This is a genomic window from Bradyrhizobium sp. 134, from assembly GCF_023074155.1.
In the GTDB taxonomy this organism is placed as follows: Bacteria; Pseudomonadota; Alphaproteobacteria; order Rhizobiales; family Xanthobacteraceae; genus Bradyrhizobium.
The window spans coordinates 616471-638844 of sequence record NZ_JADPKX010000053.1 but is presented as its reverse complement, the minus strand read 5'-3'; the positions used below and the strand labels follow the sequence as shown (position 1 = coordinate 638844).

At 64.4% G+C, this 22374-nt stretch carries 18 protein-coding genes, 1 tRNA gene and 1 pseudogene; 12 read left to right on the top strand and 8 right to left on the bottom strand.

Going from position 1 to position 22374, the window contains the following annotated elements:
• Positions 1-19 precede the first annotated feature (19 nt).
• Positions 20-1261, bottom strand: coding sequence for an efflux RND transporter periplasmic adaptor subunit (locus IVA75_RS23930; protein ID WP_247286597.1), 1242 nt, complete (start codon positions 1259-1261; stop codon positions 20-22).
• Between the two features lie 201 nt (positions 1262-1462).
• Between IVA75_RS23930 and IVA75_RS23925 the strand changes: the two genes are divergently transcribed.
• Entirely contained in the window at positions 1463-2068 is a 606-nt protein-coding gene (locus tag IVA75_RS23925) for a TetR/AcrR family transcriptional regulator (protein ID WP_247286596.1), read from the top strand.
• 21 nt (positions 2069-2089) lie between these two features.
• On the opposite strand, the gene IVA75_RS23920 is transcribed toward IVA75_RS23925, so the two are convergent.
• On the bottom strand, positions 2090-3586 hold the full coding sequence (locus IVA75_RS23920; protein ID WP_247286594.1) for an amidase: 1497 nt from the start codon (positions 3584-3586) through the stop codon (positions 2090-2092).
• A 383-nt stretch (positions 3587-3969) separates the two neighbouring features.
• Here IVA75_RS23920 and rnz point away from each other — a divergent pair, with 383 nt between their 5' ends.
• Entirely contained in the window at positions 3970-4872 is a 903-nt protein-coding gene (gene rnz, locus IVA75_RS23915; RefSeq protein WP_247286592.1) for a ribonuclease Z, read from the top strand.
• Between the two features lie 9 nt (positions 4873-4881).
• On the opposite strand, the gene IVA75_RS23910 is transcribed toward rnz, so the two are convergent.
• Positions 4882-5715, bottom strand: a complete 834-nt coding sequence (locus IVA75_RS23910) for an IclR family transcriptional regulator C-terminal domain-containing protein (protein ID WP_247286590.1) — start codon at positions 5713-5715, stop codon at positions 4882-4884.
• 120 nt (positions 5716-5835) lie between these two features.
• Between IVA75_RS23910 and IVA75_RS23905 the strand changes: the two genes are divergently transcribed.
• The 7 genes and pseudogenes from IVA75_RS23905 (at position 5836) to IVA75_RS23875 (ending at position 12776) form a co-directional block, all read left to right on the top strand.
• Positions 5836-6750 (top strand): dihydrodipicolinate synthase family protein, encoded by a 915-nt coding sequence (locus IVA75_RS23905; RefSeq protein ID WP_247286589.1) that lies wholly within the window; start codon positions 5836-5838, stop codon positions 6748-6750.
• Between the two features lie 24 nt (positions 6751-6774).
• Positions 6775-8220: an FAD-binding oxidoreductase gene (locus IVA75_RS23900; protein WP_247286588.1), complete on the top strand. Its 1446-nt coding sequence runs from the start codon at positions 6775-6777 to the stop codon at positions 8218-8220.
• A complete protein-coding gene (locus tag IVA75_RS23895) occupies positions 8217-9323 on the top strand; it encodes a four-carbon acid sugar kinase family protein (protein ID WP_247286587.1) in 1107 nt (368 codons plus the stop codon). The genes IVA75_RS23900 and IVA75_RS23895 overlap by 4 nt, the downstream gene beginning before the upstream one ends.
• Positions 9320-10357, top strand: coding sequence for a 4-hydroxythreonine-4-phosphate dehydrogenase PdxA (gene pdxA / locus IVA75_RS23890; RefSeq protein WP_247286586.1), 1038 nt, complete (start codon positions 9320-9322; stop codon positions 10355-10357). The genes IVA75_RS23895 and pdxA overlap by 4 nt, the downstream gene beginning before the upstream one ends.
• Before the next feature lie 14 nt (positions 10358-10371).
• A pseudogene (locus IVA75_RS23885) lies at positions 10372-11501 on the top strand (iron-containing alcohol dehydrogenase).
• Positions 11502-11560: 59 nt separating this feature from the next.
• On the top strand, positions 11561-12532 hold the full coding sequence (locus tag IVA75_RS23880; protein WP_247286585.1) for a tripartite tricarboxylate transporter substrate binding protein: 972 nt from the start codon (positions 11561-11563) through the stop codon (positions 12530-12532).
• Between the two features lie 170 nt (positions 12533-12702).
• A tRNA-Gln gene (locus IVA75_RS23875) sits at positions 12703-12776 on the top strand.
• A 42-nt stretch (positions 12777-12818) separates the two neighbouring features.
• Here the strand turns inward: IVA75_RS23875 and IVA75_RS23870 are convergent.
• Both IVA75_RS23870 and IVA75_RS23865 read right to left on the bottom strand, forming a co-directional pair.
• Positions 12819-13718 (bottom strand): caspase family protein, encoded by a 900-nt coding sequence (locus IVA75_RS23870; protein WP_051462920.1) that lies wholly within the window; start codon positions 13716-13718, stop codon positions 12819-12821.
• Positions 13719-13753: 35 nt separating this feature from the next.
• The gene (locus tag IVA75_RS23865; protein ID WP_247286584.1) at positions 13754-15616 is read right to left on the bottom strand and encodes a caspase family protein; all 1863 of its coding nucleotides are present in this window, start codon (positions 15614-15616) and stop codon (positions 13754-13756) included.
• Between the two features lie 203 nt (positions 15617-15819).
• Here IVA75_RS23865 and IVA75_RS23860 point away from each other — a divergent pair, with 203 nt between their 5' ends.
• Both IVA75_RS23860 and IVA75_RS23855 read left to right on the top strand, forming a co-directional pair.
• The gene (locus IVA75_RS23860; protein WP_247286583.1) at positions 15820-16182 is read left to right on the top strand and encodes a DUF1428 family protein; all 363 of its coding nucleotides are present in this window, start codon (positions 15820-15822) and stop codon (positions 16180-16182) included.
• A gap of 102 nt (positions 16183-16284) precedes the next feature.
• Positions 16285-16599, top strand: a complete 315-nt coding sequence (locus IVA75_RS23855) for a hypothetical protein (RefSeq protein WP_247286582.1) — start codon at positions 16285-16287, stop codon at positions 16597-16599.
• A 75-nt stretch (positions 16600-16674) separates the two neighbouring features.
• Here IVA75_RS23855 and IVA75_RS23850 read toward each other — a convergent pair whose 3' ends face one another.
• From IVA75_RS23850 to IVA75_RS23840, 3 genes are all read right to left on the bottom strand, one after another.
• Entirely contained in the window at positions 16675-17247 is a 573-nt protein-coding gene (locus tag IVA75_RS23850) for an invasion associated locus B family protein (RefSeq protein WP_247286581.1), read from the bottom strand.
• A 66-nt stretch (positions 17248-17313) separates the two neighbouring features.
• A complete protein-coding gene (locus IVA75_RS23845) occupies positions 17314-20460 on the bottom strand; it encodes a multidrug efflux RND transporter permease subunit (protein WP_027569523.1) in 3147 nt (1048 codons plus the stop codon).
• Positions 20457-21629 (bottom strand): efflux RND transporter periplasmic adaptor subunit, encoded by a 1173-nt coding sequence (locus IVA75_RS23840; protein WP_027569524.1) that lies wholly within the window; start codon positions 21627-21629, stop codon positions 20457-20459. The genes IVA75_RS23845 and IVA75_RS23840 overlap by 4 nt, the downstream gene beginning before the upstream one ends.
• 364 nt (positions 21630-21993) lie before the next feature.
• Between IVA75_RS23840 and IVA75_RS23835 the strand changes: the two genes are divergently transcribed.
• Positions 21994-22233, top strand: a complete 240-nt coding sequence (locus IVA75_RS23835) for a hypothetical protein (protein ID WP_247286580.1) — start codon at positions 21994-21996, stop codon at positions 22231-22233.
• Positions 22234-22374: the final 141 nt, after the last annotated feature.

Sequence of the window (22374 nt, the reverse complement as noted above, 5' to 3'; positions counted from 1 at the left end):
CTCCGGCATGGCGGCGACGCTAACGCTGCACGACGTCCTGATTGCTGTGGTTGGATGCCTGCTGCGGCCCGCGCGCGCCCATTGCCGCGATCTCCGTCTTGAGCAGGGCACCCGGGTGCACGCGCTGGAGGCCGTTGACGATGATGCGCTCGCCGGTCTTCAGCCCGGCCGTCACGATACGCAACCCGTCCACCGAGCCGCCGAGCGTGATCGACCGGTAGACCGCGCGGCTATCGTCGCCGACCGCCATTACGAACTTCTTGTCCTGATCGGTGCCGATCGCGCGCTCGTCGATCATGACCAGCGATTGCTGCTTGGGTTGGCCCATGCGCACGCGGGCGAACTGACCGGGGATGAAACGCCCGTCCTCGTTGTCGAACACCGCGCGGACACGGATGGTGCCGCTCTGGCCGTTGACCTGGTTGTCGATGAGCTGGATGTGCCCCTTCGCCGAGAGACCACCGGAGGTCGCCATCGCGACCGGGATCTGGGCGAGATTGCTGCGCTTGCCGGAGTCCTCGGAAATCGAGTTCAACGCCCGCACCACCAGCTCTTCATCCGCATCGAATGACGCATAGATCGGATTGACCGAGACCAGCGACGTCAGCACCGGAGAGGCGGTGTCGGCGGCGACGAGATTGCCGACGGTGATTTCGATCTTGCCGACGCGGCCGTCCACGGGCGCACGGACCTCGGTGTAATCCAGATTGAGTTTTGCGGTCTGGAGCGTCGCCTCGGCCGCCTTCACGTTGGCGATGGCCTCGCGGTTGGCGTTGTCGCGCTGATCGTAGTCGCGCCGCGTGACCACCGCGTTGCCTACCAGTTGCGCGCCGCGCTCGAGCTCATTCTGCGTGAACACGACGCGCGCTTTCGCAGCTTCGAGCTGGGCCGCGGCCTTGTCGACCTCGGCCGCGTAGGGCGCTGGGTCGATCTTGAACAGGACGTCGCCTGCCTTCACCAGCGCGCCTTCGGTGAAGTTGGTCGACAGGATCGCACCGGCCACGCGCGGGCGAAGCTCGACGCGTTGGATGGCCTCGAGCCGGCCGGAGAAATCGTCCCACAGCACCGTCTGCTTTGGTTCGATCAGCGCGACAGTGACGGGGACGGCTTGCTCGGCCGCAGCGGTCGCGGTCGCCTGCGCGGCACGAAAGTAATGGCCGGTCGCGAGCGAGCCGGCTACGACGAGAGCGCCCATGATGGCGACGCCGCCGAGAAGGCGGCGGACACGGCCAGGGCGAGAGGTATTTTGGGAGGGGGGCATTTGCGCGCTCCAGATATGTAGTGTTCACTACAGATGTGGAGCTGGATACCGCAGCGCAAGATACTTATGTACCGTCCGCTAAGAAAATTGTAGCCGCTTACCGCAAGAGTTGGCAAGTGGAAGAGAAAATAAAGCGAGAACAAAGAGATAGGATCGGGCGTTAGGCTCAGGGACGACGCCGATTTCGAGGAGAACAGGCAGATGGGCATGGGACGCCCCCGCGAATTCGACGCCGAAACGGCGTTGGACCAGGCGATGGAAGTGTTTTGGCGCCATGGCTACGAGGGTGCCACGATCGCTCAGTTGACCGAGGCCATGGGGATAAATCCGCCCAGCCTCTATGCCTGTTTCGGCAACAAGGAAGGGCTGCTGAAGGCCGCACTCGACCGCTATACCAAACTGCGCAACGTCTGGATGGACGAGGTGGTGGCGGCACCCACCGCCCGCGACGTCGCCGAGCGGATGCTGATCGGCATCGCCGACAAGCAAACTGATCCGGCCAACCCGCCGGGCTGCCTGCTCGTGCAGGGCGGCATTGCGTGCGGCACCGGATCAGAGAGCGTCCCTTTTGAACTCGCCGCCCGCCGCGCCGAGAACGAAGATCAGCTCCGCGATCGCTTCATTCGCGCAAAGGCCGAAGGCGATCTCAAGGAGAGCGCCGATCCCGCGGCACTCGCACGCTATGTCTCAGCGGTATCCGTCGGTATGGGCGTGATGGCATCTTCGGGCTCGGACCGCGAAGCGTTGCAGCAGGTCGCGAGTGTCGCCGTGCAGGCGGTCGAAGCGCAGTCGGCCAACAGAACTTAATCGCCCTCGATCAGCTCGTCATTACTTGGCAGACAGCGACGGCGGCGGGACGAAGCCGCCGAACTCGCGTTCCATCAGTCCGGCAAGCGCAATCGTGGTGCGGTCCTCGAGATAAGGCCCGATGATCTGGACGCCGATCGGCAGGCCCGATGGCGTGCGCTCGATCGGAACGGCGGTCGCAGGCAGTCCGCAGGTCGAAGCGGGGTCTGCCCAGATGAAGCACGCATCGGCATAGGGATAGAGCTGTCCATCGATATCCAGTTGCCGCGCGTCGAACGGCTCGGACTGGTCCTGTGGAAACGCCGGCACGGCCGCGGCGGGGTAGATCACTGCGTCGAAGTCGCGGAACAGCTCCTGCCACCGTTGTTGCAGCCGCAAGCGCGCCGCATCGGTCGCCAGCCATTCGCGATGGACCATCGCCCAGCCGCGCGCGCGCTCGGCCTGCAGGCTGCGGTCGTCGGGCGAAAGTGCCGCGGCAACTCCTTGCGCCTCCGCGAGGGCGGCCGGTGTCAGGCGCGGGCTGCGCGCGGCGTTGAGCAGCTTCATGTAAAGCCGCGCGGACTCGGCGAGATCGGGCAGCGATGCGCTCGAGCGCGCAACCCGCGCGCCTGATCGTTCGAGCCGTTCCGCCAACCGCCCGATGGCGGAACGCACGGCATCGCCTGTCGGCATCAACGGATGCGTATCGATCACGAGAATCCTGAAATCCCTGAGCTGGTCGTGTCGGGGGGCCGGCAACGCAAGACGATAGCCGATCCCGTCGCGCGTCTCGTCGGGGCCGGCGATCACGTCGAGGGCGAGCGCGAGGTCCGAGGCGGTGCGCGTCATCGGCCCGACGACGGCCAGATCGCCCTGGCCAGGCACGGGCGGCGCCGGCGGCAGGCTGTATCCGCGCAGCGGGACCAGGCCGAGGCTCGGCTTGTGTCCGAACACACCGCAGAAATGCGCGGGCACCCGGATCGAGCCGCCGATGTCCGAGCCGATCGAGAGCGGTCCGAATCCCGCAGCCAGCGCCGCACCCGATCCGCCTGAGGAGCCGCCGGGCGACCGGCCGAGATCCCATGGATTGCTCGTCGTCCCGTAGATCTCATTGTAGCTCTGAAAATCCCGCAGACCGATCGGGATGTTGGTCTTGCCGATGATGACAGCGCCCGCTGCCTTCAAGCGCGAGACGACAAGGGCGTCCTCCGCCGGCTGGAAATCCCTGAAATGCGGAAAGCCCCATGTCGTCGGCAGGCCGGCGACGTTGAACGGTTCTTTCAACGTCACGGGGATGCCGAGCAATGGCTGCTGCTCGCCGCGGCCAAGCGCGGCGTCGGCGGCGCGTGCGGCGTCTCTTGCGCGATCGAAATCGCGAACGACGACGGCATTGATCCGCCCGTCCAGCGCCTCGATGCGCGCGATCGTATGCTCGATCAACTCCGACGCAGAAACCTTGCGCGCGTGCAGGGCGCTCAGCAGTGTGCTGATCGAACCGTAGTCCCAGTCAGTGGGCATCTGCGGCAGTCCCCGTTGCATCACGATCTCCATTGTCTCGCCTCGCCGTGTCGAGGTCGTTCGGCTGCAAGCCGCGAGTCGATTCATGTATCGAACATGCGGCGGGAAAAGGTGCGGTCGGCCATGCCATCCGAACCGCTCACGGCGTCGGCGCGACTTGCGGATTCAAAATCTGGGATCATGCAATTCTGCGCCTGTTTTGCCCGACGAGTCAAACCGTCTTTGCGGGCAGGATACCCGCCACGCGGTGCGAAATTCTTCAATGATTTGTACTGTGCATGGGGTTGTTTTCGCGTTTTTTTCGAGCGTCCTGCGGGGACCGGCGCTTGATGCGGATCGATGGGCTCTGTACGCGCTGCTGCTCGCGTGGCATTGGGGGCGGTGAAGTCTGGATACTGACGAGCATGTTCGCCCTGACATTCCTTGGGACCTCGGCAAGCGTTCCGTCGACGGAGCGCAACCATCCGGCTCTCCTCGTGGAGGCTGCGGGCAAGCGGGTCCTCATCGATTGCGGCGAGGGTACGCAGCGCCAGTTGCTGCGCGGCGGTGCGGGGTTTCGCCGGCTTGACCGCATTCTGCTGACGCATGCCCATCTCGATCACGTGCTCGGCATCCCCGGTCTCTTCTCGACGCTGGGGTTGCGCCAGCAATCGGACGTGATGACCGTCCATGGAGGGCAGGGGACACTCGACATCGTCATCCGCATGCTTGCCGGCCTGTGGGGCACAGGCAGGGCGCCGATCCCTGTGGAGTTCGCGCCGCTGATTGAAGGACAAGTTATCGACGCCGGTGACTTCACCATCGACTGCTTTCCGGTCCGCCACCGGGACACCGACAGCTTTGGTTTTTCCTTCCGGAGCCCCGCACGTCGCCATCTGGAGCGGGAGCGACTCGCTGAGCTCGGTGTTCCCGATGGGCCGATGCGCGGAGAACTGGCGGCGGGACGACCGGTCGTGATCGCCGGCCGTACGATCAATCCGGAAGACGTTCTGGGGCCGCCGAGCGGCGGCAGGAAGCTCGTGGTAATCGGCGACACCGAAACTACCGACGGGCTATCCAAACATGTCGTCGACGCCGATCTGCTGGTGGTCGAGGCGACCTTCCTCGATCGCGACGCTGCGACCGCACGGGACTATGGCCACCTCACCGCCCGCGAGGCGGCTTCATTTGCCGCAGCGAACAACGTCGGGCAACTCGTGCTGAATCACATGTCGGGGCGTTATCGGGACGAAGAAATTCTGGCCGAGGCGATAGGGATTTTTCCAAACACGCGGGTCGCCGCCGACTTCGATCACATCGTGATTTGAACGCCGCCCTCAGTTCGTCAATCCCGACTTGATCGCGAGGTCCTGCACCTCGCGCGTCGCCTGCATCAGACTTGGCAGCGCCTGGTCGCGGAAGGTCTGCATGTCCATGCGCATCGCATCGACAGTGACGCTCAATCCCCCGATCACGAGACCCCGGGCATCGAAGATCGGCGTTGCCAGCGTGCGCAGGCCATAGGCGTTCTCGCCGTCGGAGACGGCATGGCCCTTCTTCTTCACCTGATCGAGCCGGGCGAGCAGGGCATCGAGATCGGTCAACGTTCGCTCCGACAATTTGACGCGAGGGCGCGCTTCCAGTCGCTCGATCTGCTCGTCCCGCGCCAGATGCGCCAGCATGGCATGACCGAGCGCGGCGCTGTAGGCGGGAATGCGCGTGCCCGGCCGGCGATCCATCTTGTGGCGGTCGAGGCCCGCGCCGATGCGCGCGAGATAGATCACGTCGCCGCCGTCGAGGATCCCGAGCGAGGCCGCATCGCCGACATCAGGCACGAGATCGCGCAGTAGCGGTTCGACGATCGGCCGCAACGATCCGTGCGACAGCACGGTGTAGCCAAGGTCGAGACAGGCAACCCCGAGGCGGAACCGGCGGCTTTGCGGAACCGCTTGGACATAGCCGAGCTCGACCAAGGTCTGGATCAGCCGGAACGCCGTCCCGCGATCGAGATCGGCGCGTGCGGCAATCTCACTCAGGGTCAACTCGAAGGCCTCGCTGGTGAAGCCTTTGAGCACAGCGAAGGCCTTGCCGACGGAAGCGACATAATTCTTGGGATTCTTCGGGATCGTTGCCGGTGCGCGCTTCGTGGCCTTCTTTTCGATCTTGGCCATGCTGTAATGTCTCGCCATGACATGTCGCCCTTGACGTGGCGGCAAGCTGATTTTACGACAGGCCAAGCTAATAACAAATGTTCGCATTCCGAACAACATTGATTGACGATCGGAGGAAGTTTGTCGACATCATCGCTGCACCCTCATGGGGTGTTCTCCGCCGCGCTGACGCCGCTCGACGCCGAGCTCGCTCCCGATCATGCGCGCTTCGTCGCGCATTGCCGCCATCTTCTGGACGAAGGCTGCGACGGCATCGCGTTACTGGGCACGACAGGCGAGGCGAACTCTTTTTCGGCGGCCGAGCGCATCGCACTGCTCGAGGCCGTTGTCGCCGCCGGTATCACACCGCAGCGGCTGCTGCCCGGCACGGGCGTTGCCGCGCTCAGTGAGACCATTGCGCTGACGCGCCACGCGCTCTCGGTCGGCGTCGATACCGTCGTGATGTTGCCGCCGTTCTACTACAAGGGCGTCACCGACGACGGCATCTTCGCCTCCTACAGCGAAGTCGTGCAGCGCATCGGCGATGCCAGGCTCAAGGTCGTGCTCTATCACATCCCGCAGATGTCGGCGCAGCCGATCTCGCATACCCTGATCAAGCGGCTGCGCGCGGCTTATCCGTCCACCTTCACCGGCATCAAGGATTCCTCCGGCGACTTCGCCAATATGACCGCGATGGTCGAGCGCTTCCCGGGCTTTTCGGTCCTGGTCGGGGCCGATCCGCTGCTGTTGCCGCTGCTGCGCAAGGGTGGTGCCGGTTGCATCACCGCGACTTCCAATCTCGTCGCGCGCGATCTCGCCTATGTCTACAAGCATTTCCGCGACAGCGACGACGACGCGGCACTCAAGGCTGCGCAGGCGCGCATCGTGAAAGCGCGCGAATTGGTGTCGCGTTTCCCGCAGATGGCTTCCCTGAAGGCGCTGGTGGCCGAGCGCACCGGCCACGCCGGATGGCAGCGCCTGCGGCCGCCGCTGGAATCCTTGCCGCCGGAGCAGGTCAAAGAGCTGCTCGCGAACGCGACGGCAATCGCTGCCTAGCGCGGCGCGCGACGAGGCCATCCGATGTCCGACCCTTTCCGTGATGCGTTGACCGGGCTTGCCGCCATCGTCGGCGACAAGCTCGTCATCGCGTCCGGGCCCGACCAGGAACCCTACGTCGTGGACTGGCGCGGGCGTTATCACGGTCGCGCCGCCGCCGTGGTGAAGCCCGGCTCGACCGCTGAGGTCGCCTCCGTCGTCGAATACTGTGCGGCAAGGCAGCTCGCGATCGTACCGCAAGGTGGCAACACCGGGATGTGCGGCGCCGCGACCCCGGATGATCGTGCGGCCAATGTCGTGATCCGGCTCGACCGCATGCGGGCCGTGCGCGACGTCAGCCCGCTTGCCAACACCATCACTGTCGAGGCCGGATGCATTCTCGCCGAGGTGCAGAATGCGGCCCGGGACGTCGATCGCTATTTCCCCCTGAGCCTGGGTGCTGAGGGCTCCTGCCAGATCGGCGGCAACATCTCGACCAATGCCGGCGGCACGGCCGTGCTGCGCTACGGACCGACGCGGGATCTCGTGCTTGGGCTGGAGGTCGTGCTGCCCGACGGGAGAATTTTCAACGGTCTGCGTGCGCTTCGCAAGGACAACACAGGTTACGCGCTCAAGCAGCTCTTCATCGGCGCCGAGGGGACGCTCGGCATTGTCACCGCCGCCGTGTTGAAATTGTTCTCGCCGCCGCGCAGCTCGGCACTGGCGCTGCTCAAATTGCAGGGCGTCGAGCAGGCGCTGGAGATCATGCAACGCCTGCGCGGTGCGGTCGGCGACCGGCTCGGCAGCCTCGAGATCATGTCGCGATCACAGATCGAGGCGATCGCGGAGACCGTGCCGCATGTCACGATCCCGTTCGAGCTGACGACGCCGTGGTATCTGATCGTCGAGCTGACCGACACGCTCGCGGGCGTCGACCTCGATGAGCCGCTCGGCACGGTGCTGGTGGATGCGATGGAGGCGGGGCTCGCCGAGGACGCCATCCTGGCGTCCAACCTGGCGCAGGCGAAGGCAATCTGGGCCGTCAGGCACAGCGTGTCCGAAGGCAACAAGCGCAGCGGCTATGTCGTGTCGCACGACAGCGTGGTGCCGCTGGAGCGTCAGGCCGCCTTCGTCACCAATGTCGAGGCCCGGATCAACGCCGCCGTGCCGCATGCGCGCGTCGTGATGCACGGCCATATCGGCGACGGCAACATCCATGTGATCGCCCTGATCGACCGCGCGCATTGCCGGGATCCGGACGCCACGGCCGCGCTTGTCGCGCAAATCAACGAGATCGTTGACGACGAGACCGCGGCGCAGGGCGGGGCGATCAGTGCCGAACATGGCATCGGGACCACCAATCGCAGCCGGCTCGCCCGCGTCGCCAATCCCCTCGATATCGAGCTGATGCGGGATATCAAGCAATTGCTCGATCCCAAGGGCCTGATGAACCCGGGCAAGATCTTCAATGTCGGAGGCGCGCGAGGATGACGAGCGTTCGCCTGCTTGCCGATGATCTCACCGGTGCGCTCGACACCGCCGCGGAGTTTGTCGGGCTGTGCGGACCGTTCAACGTCATCTGGCCGGAAGTGTCTGCGTCGCAGGTATCCGGAAGCCTCGCGATCGACAGCGGCAGCCGCGAGCGGTCGAAGGCGGAGAGCACCGAGATCGTCGGACGGCTGGCGCCGCGGCTTCAGGGTGGGACGATCGCCTACAAGAAGGTCGACAGCCTGCTGCGTGGCTCATGGGCCGCTGAGCTCGGGGCCTGCCTGCGCAGCGGCCATTGGGCGTCGTGCGTTGTCGCACCTGCCTTCGACTATCAGGGGCGCCGCACCGTGGGCGGACAGCAATTTGCGCGTACGGTGCACGGCGACTGGCATCGTGTCGGAGAGAATCTCCTGACCCAGTTGCAGGTGGAGGGCATCGAGGCACGGCAGGGCGGGGCCGATACGCTCTCGCGGGGCGGCGTTCAGGTCTTCGACGCCGAGAGCGATATCGAGCTCGATCGGGTGGTCGAGATGGGACGGCGCATGCCGGGGCCCGTGCTCTGGTGCGGAAGCGGCGGACTGGCCGGTGCGCTCGCCCGCAGTCATCGCGCCGATGCGCCGGACCAGTTGAAGCTGCCGGTGCTGGGGCTGTTCGGCTCCGACCAGGTCGCCACCGCCTCTCAACTTGCAGCATGCGGTGAGGCAACCATCACGCTTGCGGAAGCCGAGGGCGCGCCGCGCGTCCAGCGCAAACTGGCCGCCGACGGCGTTGCGCTGGTCAGGTTCTCCCTCGCCGACGGTCTGACCCGTGCCGATGCGGCGCGACGGATCGCGCGCGAGATGACGGCGGTGATTGCGACACTTGAGCGGCCGGGCACGCTGATCGTTGCCGGCGGAGAGACTTTGAAGGCCGCATGCGTTGCCCTCGGCGCGCATGCGCTGCAGGTGACAGGACGTATCGTGCCGGGATTGCCGCGCTCGATCTTGCAGGACGGCCGCTGGGCCGGCGTCGACGTGATCTCGAAATCCGGCGCGTTCGGCCCCAGCGAGCTGTGGCGCGATCTGCTCCGGACCAATCATTTGCTCAACTTGGAGAGTCCGACATGACCTCTCGCCATCTTGCTATTACCATGGGCGATCCGGCCGGAATCGGACCGGAGATCATCGTCAAGGCCTGCGTCGGCCTGAAGGACCGGATCGCGACGGGCGATCTGCGTCTGTTGATCATCGGCAGCGGCGCGGCACTCGATGGGGCGAAAGCCACGCTCGATGCGGGCATTGCGATCCCGGAGGTTACGCCCGACGATCGCGAGTGGCCAAACTTGTGCTTCCTGCAGGCTGACGTCGAAGGCGACCCGATCAAGCCCGGCGTGCTCTCGGCCGATGGCGGCCGTTTTGCCTACAAGGCGATCGAGCAGGGCGTCCGTCTGACGCAGGCGGGACGGACCGCGGCCATCGTAACGGCACCGCTCAACAAGGAAGCGCTCAACAAGGCTGGCTATCATTTCCCCGGTCATACCGAGATGCTGGCGCATCTCACCGGTGTGCGCGGCTCGGTGATGCTGCTCGCCCATGGCAACATGCGCGTCAGCCATGTCTCGACCCACGTGGCGCTCGAGGACGTGCCGAAGCGTCTGACGCCGGAGCGCCTGCGCATGGTCATCGACCTCACCAACGATGCGCTGCTCAGGCTCGGCATCGCCAAGCCGAAGATCGCCATCGCCGCGCTCAATCCGCACGCCGGCGAGGGCGGCCTGTTCGGTCGGCAGGACATCGACGTGTCCGCGCCGACGATTGCGAAAGCGGTCGCCGACGGCCTCGATGTCGTCGGTCCCGTGCCCGGCGACACTGTCTTCGTCAAGCTGCGGGCCGGCCAGTACGATGCCGTGGTGGCGATGTATCACGACCAGGGGCACATCCCCGTCAAGCTGCTCGGCTTCCAGGTCGATCCTGCGACCGGACGCTGGCAGGAGCTCTCCGGCGTCAACATCACGCTGGGCCTGCCGATCATCCGCACCTCTGTCGATCACGGCACTGCCTTCGATATCGCCGGCAAGGGCATCGCCAACGAGCACAGCCTGATCGAGGCCATCGACTATGCCGAACGGCTGGCCGCTGGCGCCTCCGCATCCAAATCATGAGATCGAGCGCGAGGATGACCAACGCTTTCACGCCCATCGAAATCCTTCGTCCGACCGTCCTCGAGTTCGGCTGCGGCACGATCGCCGCCGCGGCGCGCTGCGCCGAGCGCATCGGCGCCAAACGACCGCTCGTGATTTCCGACCCGTTCAATGCGCGCCGTGTCGACACGCTGGCGCTGCCGGGTGCAGTGAAGGTGTTCGGCGAGGTCAAGCCCGAGCCGGACCTGCCCAATCTCGACAAGGCCGTGGCGATGGCGCGCGACGTCAAACCCGATCTCGTCATCGGCTTCGGCGGCGGCAGTGCGATGGATCTCGCCAAGCTGGTCGCGGTGCTGTGTACCTCCGAAGTGGCCTTTGCCGATATCGTCGGTCCCGAGAAGGTGGCCGGCCGCAGCGTGCGCTGATGCAGATTCCGACGACGTCAGGCACCGGCAGCGAGGCCGGCACGCGCGCGCTCGTCACCGATCCCGTCAGCAAGAACAAGCAGGCGGTGCAGAGCCGCTTCATGCTGGCGGATATCGCCATCGTCGATCCGGACCTGACGATGACAGTGCCGAAGGAGGTCACTGCCGCCACCGGGGTCGATGCTCTGGCGCATTGCGTCGAGGCCTATACCAGCCGCAAGGCGCATCCGGCGATCGACCTCTACGCGCTCGAAGGCGCCCGGCTGGTCGGCCAATATCTCAAGCGCGCGGTCGCCGACGGCGGCGATCGCGAGGCGCGCGCCGGTCTGGCGCTGGCCTCGCTGTACGGCGGCTATTGCCTCGGACCGGTGAACACGACCGCCGGCCATGCGGTGGCCTATCCGCTCGGCACACGCCATCATGTGGCGCACGGGCTCGCCTGCGCAGTGATCTTCCCGCATACGCTGGCGTTCAACATGCCGGCAGCCGAGGCGAAGACGGTGGCGGTGCTGGCGGCGCTCGGAATGCCGGCGCACGGCGATGCGAAGGTTGCATTCGAGGCGACTTATGGGTTCTGCAGGAATCTCGGAATCGAGATGCGGCTGTCCGCACTCGGCGTGCCCCGGGACGATCTCGGCGTGATGGCTGGCGAGGCGCACGCAATTCGGCGCCTGCTCGACAACAATCCGCGCGACCTCGGCCGGGATGCGATCCTGAGCATGTACGAGGTCGCGTTCTAGCCATCTCCGCGCACGCGCGCGGCGGCCAATCAACAACAGGAAATGCAGAGGAAACTTCGATGAGATCGATATGGCTTGTTCTTGCCTCGGTCGTGCTGCTGGCGACGTCGCCGGCGAAGGCCCAGGACGGCTATCCGTCCAAGCAGGTGACGGTGATCGTTCCCTTCGCCGCCGGCGGCACCGCGGACATTTTCGCACGTATGGTCTCGAACCATCTGCAACTGAAGTTCGGCAAGCCGTTCGTGGTCGAGAATGTCGGCGGCGCCGGTTCGATCCTCGGCGTGACGCGGCTGGCGAAGTCGGCGCCTGACGGCATCACGCTCGGGCTTGCCAGCACGTCCGCGCTCGCCATCAACCCCACTCTCTACGGACCGAAGCTCAGTTACCAACCTGACAAGGATATGGCGCCGATTGCCCAGATCAGCGTGGTGCCCAACGTTCTCGTCGTCAACCCCGACAAGATCAAGGCGCGCACCGTGCCGGAGTTGATCGCCTATCTCAAGGCGAACCCGGACAAGGTCTCGTTCGGCTCGGCCGGCGTCGGCACGTCGCAGCATCTTGCCGGCGAGTTGTTTCAGCAGATGACCGGCACTAGGATGGTGCATGTGCCCTACAAGGGCTCGAGCCAGATGCTGACGGATCTGCTCAGTGGGCAGATCGATCTGGCCTTCGACAACGTGCCGCTGCTGCTGCCGCAGGTGAAGACCGGCCAGCTCGCGATGCTTGCGACCGCAACGCCCAAGCGCGCCGCCTTCGATCCGGAAACGCCCGCGGTCGCCGAATTCCTGCCCGGCTTCGAGGCCGTCGCCTGGCATGGCTTCTTCGTTCCCGCCGCGACGCCGAAGCCGATCGTCGAAAAGCTCTCGGCCGAGATCCGCGCCTTCATGCAGCAGCCGGAGACGGTGCAGAAGATGGCCGAGCTCGGCGCAACCGCGGCTGCGGTGGATTCCGAACCGTTCGCGGCCTACATCGCCTCGGAAACGGCGCGCTGGAAGAAGGTGATCGAAGCCGCGAACATCAAGCTGGAGTAGCTGTCCGCGGGATCTCCGGGGGAGGCACGCAGCCCATCCACTGCAGCGCTTGCCAGCCCACGGCCGAGCGGGTAGAACGCTGCCACGCCTGAGCCGTGATTTGCGCTGAATGCGCTTCCGGCCCCAGCCGGGCTATTCAATAAGCCATTGAATTTGTTCGGCTATTCCGTTGGGGAATGGTGTAACGGTAGCACAACAGACTCTGACTCTGTTTGTCTAGGTTCGAATCCTAGTTCCCCAGCCAATTCCGGCGCCTTTCTGTTTCGCCCGCTGCGCCGTGTCGGCGTTACCTCGAATTTCTGCGCGCCGGATTCTTTCCTTTTTTCGCTGCTGATTTCTTTTTCTTCGCTACGGCCTTCTTCGTCTTGGCCAGGGTGAAGGGGCGGGCGGCCATGAAGGCCGGATTGCTGGCGCCCACCAGCGACAGTTTGGGTGACTGATCCGGGGGCATCTTGGCGCCGATGGCGGTGTGGAAGCGCCGGTAAGATCCCTTGAATGTCCCGCCGTTCCAGACCGCCTTCAGCGTTCCCGTGAACAGGCCGTTGAATGTGCCGTCCTGCGAGAGCTGGTTGTCCTGGCAGCCGGAGATCAGCAGCACCGACGCCTTGACGTTGGAGAAGGCCTCGGAAAGATCGCGCCGCTTCAGGATCGGATCATAGGTCTTCCTGTTGGCCTGGTAGACGCGCAGCGCCATCTCGTCCGGCATCGCACGATAGATGGTGCCGGGGACGGTGCGTGCCCTAGCCTGATAGTGCAGAGCTTTGCTCACGCTGCCGCTATGACAGCTATCCGAGAGCAGCAGAATGCGCACGCCGGCTGCAAATGCGCCCCATGAGGAATACAGCTCGTCATCGACCAACTCGCCGTCGTAGAGGCACCAAGTCTCGTCCTTGCCGTCAGGCTCGTCGCCGTTGAGGTCTGGCAACTGACCGCCGTGGCCCGAATAGGTCAGGAAGAACATGTCGCCGGATTTGAGGGACTTGGCCGCGTGCGCGATGCCGCCCAGGACGGCCGCGCGTGTCGCCTTGCGGGTGACGAGCCTGGTCGGCGCGAAGCCGCTTGTGTGGGCGAGATCCGCCATGTCGTTGGCGTCTGCTTCGCAGGCGTTGAGAGGACCGCTCCAGCCTTCGTAATGCTGCGGATCGACCGCGTTCAATCCGATGTGCAGCGACATGCCTGTTGCCATGATTACTTCTCCAAAGCCTGATCGCGTGTGCTTTGCTATCTCTTCTTTTTCGTCGCCTTCTTTGTCGCCGGCGCCTGCTTGCGCCCCGTCTTACGCGGCCGCCTGGACGGTGTTTTCGCAGCAGGCCTGGCGGACGCCGCGCCTTGCGATTTGCCCCACGGCACAGGAGCCGCACAGCGAACCTTGGCGCCGACCAGATTCGGCGTCTGGCTGTATCGCATCCGCCTCAGTTTCTCCGTGACCAGCTCGTTGAGCGTCTTGAACGAGGGATTTTCGCCCTTGGCCCTCAGCTCGCGCAGAGTGCTGGCCATGGAGTAGGTGTAGATGCCATAAGACGTCACGCCATCCCGGTATTCATAGGAGAGCTGCTGCTCCTGACAGGCCTCGAGCAGGATCGGCATGTACGGCCCGAGATGGTCGAGCTCCTTGCGCGTCTTGTCGTAATCCTTGTCCGGCTTGGTTCGCAGCATCATCGCGCGCCCCAGCCGTTGTGTTGCCCCGTTCTGCCCGAGGAAGTCGGCTCCATTCTTTCTGTCCTTCAAGCTCCTGTTCAGCGGCGTGAAGTCGCGCGGCACCCACATTCGCTCGGCGGCATCCCATTTCAGCGCACGGTGGCGGATGTCGTCCGGCGGGCTCAAACCCCGGACACGAGGACCGCCATCGCGCGTCATCCCGCCCGAGTGGCAGCAATCGAACATCGCCACGAAATAGCTGTCATAGGGCAGTTGCGAATACAGCTCGGCGAACTGGCGGTCCAGAATGGCGTGGGCCGGGGACCAGTCGAAATCATAGGGAACGAGACATTCGTCGACGTGATCAGGCTCGCCCTGGATGTTGTAGCGGGGAATTTGGGCGCCGTGCCCCGAATAGAACAGCATGCGCTCGTCACCGCCACGAACGCCGTCGAGCAACCAATGCAACCGGTCCATGATCCCTTGCGTCGTCGCGCGATCGTTGAGAACGATGCGGATATCTTCCGGCTCGAAACCGCTCTCCTGGAGCACCGAGCTCATCAGGAACACATCGTTGACGCAGCCTTCGAGCCTGCTGGCCGGGTCCGGGTAGTCGTTGATGCCGATCAGCAGCGCGCGGCGGCCGGGTTTGACAGCAAGGCTCGCCATCTCGCGCGCAGCGCTCACGATCGCGCGCGAGGCAGGCGCCGGAGCGCCTTCATGCCAGACTGTCGCAACTGTGCTGGTGTGCGACAGGTACCATGTCGCATCGTGATTGAGCGCGTCGTTGGGAACGTCGAAGGACACGATGACCTGCTGATAATTATCCGCACGAATGTCGAGCGGATAGGTCAGCACGTGATCGCCGGGGTTATAGAGGTGGTACCATTTTCGGCAGGTTAGGGGCTGAATGCGGCCGGCAAAGACGTCGCGCACCGCGGGGTTGCCGATTTGCGAGCCGAAGCTGACGAAGATCGCGTCCTTGATCGCGTCGCCGTCGTGCAGGAAGGTGTCGTAGCAGATCAGCGAGCCGAGGCTGTGCGCCAGGACCATGTCGTAGGTCTTGCCGTCGATCTTGTCGAGAATGAGCCGGCGGAGGTCCTTGCGGAGCTGTTCGTCGGTTGACCACTGGGCGATCATGCCTGCGGTCCATTTGATGACGGCAGGGATGTCGCCGATGCCACGTGCGCCAGTCAGGAGGTCGCCGATGCCGTGAACGACCGCGCTCGCCAGCAGCTTGGCCGCAGCCGCGGCGTAGGTGAGGGAATTGAGTGGGGCCTTCTCGAACAGATCGTCGTAGCGAACGAAATCAATCTCGAGCTGGACTCCCTGGTCGACCTGCCCGACGGCACGCGTGATGACTTCGGACCAGGACTTCTGAAACCCGGCATCGATCTCCGCGTGACCGACGCCATGGACGCAAAGCAACGACAGGCGGGTGCTCATGAAAGCGGCCTCCTCAAATACAATCTGAAATAGCGGCTGTGCGGATGCAAACGTCAGGGATGATGTCACGGCGCCGCGACGGACGAATGTGAAGTAGCGCACGAATTGCTCGCGACAGTTTGCCTCACCTTGTGGGTGCCACGACGAGTCGGGCCGCCGCGCGCTGGATCGTCCTCCGGACACACAACCCAAGGAGATCCGTGATGCCCTATGTCGATGGTTTCGTGCTGGCCGTGCCGAAGGACAACATCGAGGCCTACAAGGCGCTGGCGACAACGGCCTGCGCGATCTGGATGGAGCACGGTGCGCTCGATTATGTCGAATGCATTGGCGACGACGTGCCCTATGGCGAGCTGACCTCGTTTCCGCGCGCGGTGATGGCGAAGGAGGACGAGATCGTGGTGTTCTCATGGATCGTCTATCGCGACCGGGAGACTCGCGACGCCGTCAACAAGAAGGTGATTGCGGACCCTCGGCTGAAGTTGGAGGGCATGCCGTTCGACGGCAAGCGCATGATCTATGGCGGCTTCACGACGCTGCTGAGGGCGAGCGACCCCGTGAAGTGAGGGCGCTGACCAGCCTCCACATCGGTGCTTGCCCACGCTGCAGCATCGTGGCTAGCCGTTTCACTTGCCGGCTACAGCCTTTACGTCAAGGACGGCGATCTCGTGCATGACCTCAACATCGGCGGCAGTCACCAGATCGTCCGCTCGGACCGCAAGGTGCCGTCGGGCACGCGGCGGCTCGGCGTTCACGTGGAGCGTCTCGTGCGCAAGGAGCCGCCGGCGAAGGGCTCGCGCACGGGCATCACCGACTACACGCTGCTGATCGACGGTGAGAAGGCGGAATCGCTGCAGATCCAACTCGGATTCCACACGCTGATCTCGTGGTCCGGCTCGACATCGGTCGCGATCGCGGCAGCCCCGTGTCGCACTACGATGCGCCGTTCCAATTCATCTGACGGCTCTCTCACGTCAGCGTGACATGCACAACGACCAGAAGCTCGACGGCGATGCCGTCGGCAACGCGCAGATGGCGCGGCAGTGACGACGATACGGCTATTTGATTTTATCGTAGGCCGCCGCGAAATCGCCGAGCGGCATCGGGATCGCGATCGTTTCCTTGGCCATGTTCTGGAAGGAGACCTTCAACTGCTTGCCTGATCTTAAAGTGGCCAACAGGTCCGGTGCGATCGGCGTCGAGGCGTAGCAGCCGCGGTTCTCGCAGGTCTGGATCTGGAGATCGACCGTCTTGCCGTCGTCGACCTGGAGCTTGGCGCCGATGGGAAGGTTAAGGCCAAGCGGCAATTGCAGCAGCGCCACGGGTGTGCGGGTGTCGGGTGCGATGCGGATGTTGATCAGGACGATGGTCTGGCCGGTCTTGGTGAGCACCGCGTTCTGCTCCATCGCGCATTCGAGCGGTGCGTCGCGGCTGACGCTGGTGCAGCGCACGACCCAGCCGGGCTGCTGCGCCGCAGCGCCGTCAGCCTGCGGCTGCGTCGGAGCCGGCGCGGGCTGTGCCGCCGGGGCAGAGGAAGTCGCGTTCTTCTTGGCGCCTTGCTGGGCATACGCGCCACCCGCAGACAACACGACAGCGGCGACAAGGGCGACAAGTCTGGATTGCATGGGCATGGCAAGACCGCGTTGACGTGAACCGAGGGGCTCGCTGTAACGTCGCGAGGCGCGCGGTGCAAGCTGCTACTCGGCAGCTTCCTTAACGGTGCCGTGCTCGACCGTCTCGTCGCCTTCGCCGTCACCCTTACGGCCCCAGCCCGAGAACCAGTTGTTGAGCTCGTCGAGATAGAGATAGACGACCGGGGTGGTGAACAGCGTCAGCGCCTGGCTGACGATCAGACCGCCCACCATGGCGTAGCCGAGCGGCTGGCGAATCTCGGCGCCGGTGCCGTGGCCGAGCATCAGCGGCACGCCGCCGAGCAGGGCAGCCATCGTCGTCATCATGATCGGACGGAAGCGCAACAGCGCCGCCTGCCGGATCGATTCCGCCGGCGTCTTGTGCTCGTCGCGTTCCGCGGCGATGGCGAAGTCCACCATCATGATGCCGTTCTTCTTCACGATGCCGATCAGCAGAATGACTCCGATCAAAGCAATGAGGCTGAACTCGAAGCCGGCCGCCATCAGGATCGCGAGCGCGCCGACGCCGGCCGAGGGCAGGGTCGACAGAATCGTGATCGGATGGATGTAGCTCTCGTAGAGGATGCCGAGGATCAGATAGACCACGACCAGCGCTGCGAGGATGAGGAGCGGCACGGTGCCGAGCGATTGCTGGAACGCCTGTGCCGTGCCCTGGAAGCTCGAATTGAGCGTCGGCGGCGCGCCGAGATCGGCCATCGCCTTCTGCACAGCCTCGGTGGCCTGGCCGAGCGCGACGCCCTGGGCGAGGTTGAAGCTGATCGTGATCGCGGGGAACTGGCCCTGGTGGCTGATCGAGAGCGGGCGGACCGGATCGGTGCTCCAGGTCGCGAAGGTCGACAGCGGCACCTGATCGCCGGTCAGCGGAGATTTCAGGTAGAGCTTGTTCAGGCTCTCGAGGCTGCCCTGCATCTCCGGCAGGATCTCGAGGATCACCTTGTAGGTGTTGAGCTGGGTGAAATATTGCGTGACCTGGCGCTGTCCGAAGGCGTCGTACAGCGTGTCGTCGATCAGCTGCGGCTGGATTCCGTAACGCGCTGCAGTATCGCGGTTGATCTTGAGCTGAACCGTGGTGCCCTGGGTCTGCTGGTCGGTCGCAACGTCGCGCAGTTGCGGCAAGGTCTGCATCTTGGCGAGGATCTTCGGCGCCCAGTCGTTGAGCTCGGCGAGATCGGCGTCCTGCAGGGTGAACTCGAACTGGGTGCGCGTCGGCCGGCCGCCGAGCCGGACGTCCTGGGCCGCCTGCATGTAGAGGCGGGCGCCGGACACCTTCTCGAGCTTGGGACGCAGCCGGGCGATGATCTGCTGCGCGGAGGCTTCGCGCTCGTTACGCGGCTTCAGCGTGATGAACATGTTGCCGTTGTTGCCGGCGCGGCCGCTGCCGCCGATATTCATCGCGATGGATGCGATGTCGGGATCGTCCATCACGATCTTGCCGAGCTCGACCTGGCGGCGCTGCATCTCCGCGAACGAGATGTCCTGGGAGGCTTCCGAGGTCGCGGTGATCAGGCCGACGTCCTGTTGCGGGAAGAACCCTTTCGGGATCAGCACGAACAGATAGACCGACAGGGCAAGGGTCGCGAAGAAGATCGTGAGCGTGGTGCGGCGCCAGGCCAGGGCATGGTCGAGCATCCATTCGTAACCGCGCAACATCCGGTCGAAGCCGCGCTCGCTCCACTGGTAGAACTTGCCGTGGGTGACCTCGCCATGGGCGCGCAGGAAGCGCGAGGCCATCATCGGCGTCAGGGTCAGCGACACGAACATCGAGACGAAGATCGTCATCGCCAGCACGACGGCGAATTCGCGGAACAGGCGCCCGATGATGCCGCCCATCAGCAGCAGCGGAATCAGCACCGCGACCAGCGAGATGCTGATCGAGACGATGGTGAAGCCGATTTCCTTCGAGCCCTTGAAGGCCGCCGCCATCGGCGATTCGCCTTCCTCGATGTAGCGCGTGATGTTCTCCAGCATCACGATGGCGTCGTCGACGACAAATCCGACCGCGATGGTGAGCGCCATCAGCGACAGATTGTCGAGCGAGTAGCCGAACACCCACATCAGCGCGCACGCACCCAGCAGCGCCAGTGGCACCGTGATGGTGGGAATGACCGTTGCCCAGAAGCTGCGCAGGAAGATGAAGATGACCATGACGACCAGCGCAATGGTCAGCAGCAGCGTGAACTGGACGTCTTCGACCGCGGCGCGAATTGTCGTGGTGCGGTCGCTGATGACCTCGATCTTGATCGCGGGCGGGATCGCTGCGACGAGGCGAGGCAACGTCGCCTTGATCCGGTCGACGGTCTCGATGACGTTGGCGCCGGGTTGCTTGAACACCACCAGGAACACGCCGCGCTTGCCGTTGGCCCAGGCCGCCTGCTTGGCGTCCTCGGGGCCGCTGACCGCCTGGCCGATGTCGCGGATTCGCAAGGGACCGCCGTTGCGATAGGCGATGATGACGTCGTTCCAGTCCTTGGCCTGGGTGAGCTGGTCGTTGGCGTAGATCGTGTAGGCGCGCTTCGGGCCGTCGATGTTGCCCTTGGGGCTGTCGACCGTGGTGATCGCGATCTGGCTGCGCACGTCCTCCATCGACAGGCCCTTGGCGACGAGCTTCGCCGGGTCGATCTGAATGCGGATCGAGGGCTTCTGCTGGCCGCCGATGAAGACCTGCGCGACGCCCGAGAGCTGGCTGATCTGCTGGGCGAGCTGGGCATCGACCGCGTCGCTGACACTGGTCAGCGGCATTGTCTCGGAGGTTGCCGACAACAGCAGGATCGGGGCGTCGGCCGGGTTGACCTTGCGGTAGGTCGGCGGCGAGGGCAGGTTCTTCGGCAGCTGACCGCTCGCGGCGTTGATGGCGCCCTGCACGTCGTTGGCGGCGCCGTCGATGCTGCGGTTGAGGTCGAACTGGATGGTGATCGACGCGGTGCCCAGATAACTCGTCGAGGTCATCTGGGCGATGCCCGGGATCTGGGCGAATTGCCGTTCGAGCGGCTGGGCCACCGACGAGGCCATGGTCTCGGGGCTGCCGCCCGGCAGATTGGCGGTGATCTGGATGGTCGGGAAGTCCACCTGCGGCAGGGGCGCGACAGGCAGCAGGGGATAGGCGACGAGACCGACGAAGAGAATGCCGGCCATCAGCAGCGAGGTGCCGATGGGATAACGGATGAAAGGTGCCGAAATCCCGCCCGCGTTCATTCCTGTCGAACCTTGTTCTGCGCCGGATCCGTACTCGCCACGGCCGTGGAGACGAGGCTTCCGGGCTGGACCTTGAATTGGCCCCCGGTGATCACCTGCTGCCCGGGCGTCAGCCCTTCGTCGACGACCGAACGTCCGTCAATCGCGTAGCTGACCTTGATCTTGTGCACCTCGGCCTTGTTGTCCTGATTGACGGTATAGGCGTAGAGGCCGTTGGTGGAGTGCTGGACCGCGTCATCCGGGACAACGGTCGCATCCTTCAGAGTGCGCACCAGTAGGCGCGTCGACACCGACTGCCCGGGCCACAGCGCGTGGTCCTTGTTGTCGAACACCGCCTTGAGCCGGATCGTGCCGCTGCTGGTGTCGACCTGGTTGTTGATGACGGCGAGCTTGCCCTCGGCCAGCGTCTTCTTGCCGTCGGTGGTGAAGGCGATCACCCTGAGCGCGCCGGCCTTCTGGCCCTCGCTGATATAGGGCAGCTGGTCTTCTGGTGCGGTGAAGATCACCGAGATCGGCTCGACCTGCGAGATCGTGACGATGCCGGTCTGCGTCGAGGAATTGACGATGTTGCCGACGTCGACCTGGCGCAGGCCCGCGACGCCGGTGATCGGCGCCTTGACCTGGGTGTAGTCGAGCTGGGTCTGCGCGTTGGAGATCGAAGCTTCGTCGGCGGCGATCTGCGCGGTGAGCTGGGCGACCGTGGAGCGCTGGGTGTCGACCCGCTGTGCGGTGGCGAATTCGCCGAGTTTCATGGCGCGCTGGAGCTCGAGATTGGCGTTGGCCAGATTTGCCTCGTCCTGCGCCTTCTTGGCCTTGGCCTGGTCGAGCGTGGCCTGATAGGGGCGGGGATCGATCGAGGCGAGGAGCTCGCCCTCCTTGACGATCTGGCCTTCGGTGAAGGCAATCTTGTCGATCTGCCCATCCACCCGGGTCCGGACTTGGACGGTGTTGAAGCCCGCAACCGTGCCGAGACCGGTCAGGTAAACCGGAAAGTCCACCTTCTGGACCGGCGAAACGCTCACGGGGACGGCGGGCGGGCGCTGCGGCCCCTTCTGTGCGGTCTGGGTTTTTCCAGCGTCGGGCGAGCCGAATTTCTGCCAACCATAGTAACCCGCGGAGGCCACGGCCGCGATGATCAGAATCCAGAGGATCGGCCGGGACTTTTTCATATCGTCTCGTGTCGGCTCTTGTGCCTTAAGCTACGAATTGTGAGGCAATCATAGGGTTCCAGCGCGCTTGTATAATACACGCCAAGTTCCAGTGTAAACAGCACTATCGGCTGAGAATCCTAAACAATTGGAAAGCTTTGCACTGTCTAGGCAGCTCCGTGTCACTACGGTGTGCAGTGCTGCATTCTCCCGCCACGAACGATCTGCGAGCAAATCTTGTGCAATGCTCGGAAGCGGTGTGCGCGGGATAGGGATGCGCTACGCGGGGCGGCTCCCAAGAACGGTTCTAAGTCGCGCAGAGGCCGTTTCGGTTGTCAGGAAATTCGGCATCGGCCATATCGGCGCGTTGCAATGGGAGCGCAGGATGGACGAACTGAACGGCAAGCTGATCGCGTGTCAAATCCTGATCACGGGACTGATCGCACGCGTCGCCAACGAGCAGCGTGATCCCTTGCACTTTCTCACCGACTTCCGCGACGAGATCAGAGCCGTCGTCGGGGGCGTCAACATTGCCGGCATGGACAACAGCGATCGCGTGCGCGCGGTGGCGCAGAAGACCGTCGATGAATTGTTCTCGCTGATGAAGCCGCCGAGCAGTGATTGACGATGCGCGCGCGACCGCCGATCTCGCGCTCGCTTTAGAACAAATCCAATCTTGATTTAGAACGATTTCAAACTGCAGTTTAGAATCGTTTTGATCTGGACTTATTCAAGGGTTCTCGCGGCTTGCTCGCATTGACCCGCT

What these genes read in the sequence shown, in the direction of transcription:
- IVA75_RS23850 (WP_247286581.1), bottom strand. Translation starts at nt 17,247, where the DNA reads ATGCCCATGCAATCCAGACTTGTCGCCCTTGTCGCCGCTGTCGTGTTG.
- IVA75_RS23865 (WP_247286584.1), bottom strand. Translation starts at nt 15,616, where the DNA reads ATGAGCACCCGCCTGTCGTTGCTTTGCGTCCATGGCGTCGGTCACGCG.
- IVA75_RS23835 (WP_247286580.1), top strand. Translation starts at nt 21,994, where the DNA reads ATGGACGAACTGAACGGCAAGCTGATCGCGTGTCAAATCCTGATCACG.
- IVA75_RS23910 (WP_247286590.1), bottom strand. Translation starts at nt 5,715, where the DNA reads ATGGCCAAGATCGAAAAGAAGGCCACGAAGCGCGCACCGGCAACGATC.
- rnz (WP_247286592.1), top strand. Translation starts at nt 3,970, where the DNA reads ATGTTCGCCCTGACATTCCTTGGGACCTCGGCAAGCGTTCCGTCGACG.
- IVA75_RS23845 (WP_027569523.1), bottom strand. Translation starts at nt 20,460, where the DNA reads ATGAACGCGGGCGGGATTTCGGCACCTTTCATCCGTTATCCCATCGGC.
- pdxA (WP_247286586.1), top strand. Translation starts at nt 9,320, where the DNA reads ATGACCTCTCGCCATCTTGCTATTACCATGGGCGATCCGGCCGGAATC.
- IVA75_RS23840 (WP_027569524.1), bottom strand. Translation starts at nt 21,629, where the DNA reads ATGAAAAAGTCCCGGCCGATCCTCTGGATTCTGATCATCGCGGCCGTG.
- IVA75_RS23920 (WP_247286594.1), bottom strand. Translation starts at nt 3,586, where the DNA reads ATGCAACGGGGACTGCCGCAGATGCCCACTGACTGGGACTACGGTTCG.
- IVA75_RS23860 (WP_247286583.1), top strand. Translation starts at nt 15,820, where the DNA reads ATGCCCTATGTCGATGGTTTCGTGCTGGCCGTGCCGAAGGACAACATC.
- IVA75_RS23930 (WP_247286597.1), bottom strand. Translation starts at nt 1,261, where the DNA reads ATGCCCCCCTCCCAAAATACCTCTCGCCCTGGCCGTGTCCGCCGCCTT.
- IVA75_RS23880 (WP_247286585.1), top strand. Translation starts at nt 11,561, where the DNA reads ATGAGATCGATATGGCTTGTTCTTGCCTCGGTCGTGCTGCTGGCGACG.
- IVA75_RS23895 (WP_247286587.1), top strand. Translation starts at nt 8,217, where the DNA reads ATGACGAGCGTTCGCCTGCTTGCCGATGATCTCACCGGTGCGCTCGAC.
- IVA75_RS23900 (WP_247286588.1), top strand. Translation starts at nt 6,775, where the DNA reads ATGTCCGACCCTTTCCGTGATGCGTTGACCGGGCTTGCCGCCATCGTC.
- IVA75_RS23870 (WP_051462920.1), bottom strand. Translation starts at nt 13,718, where the DNA reads ATGGCAACAGGCATGTCGCTGCACATCGGATTGAACGCGGTCGATCCG.
- IVA75_RS23925 (WP_247286596.1), top strand. Translation starts at nt 1,463, where the DNA reads ATGGGCATGGGACGCCCCCGCGAATTCGACGCCGAAACGGCGTTGGAC.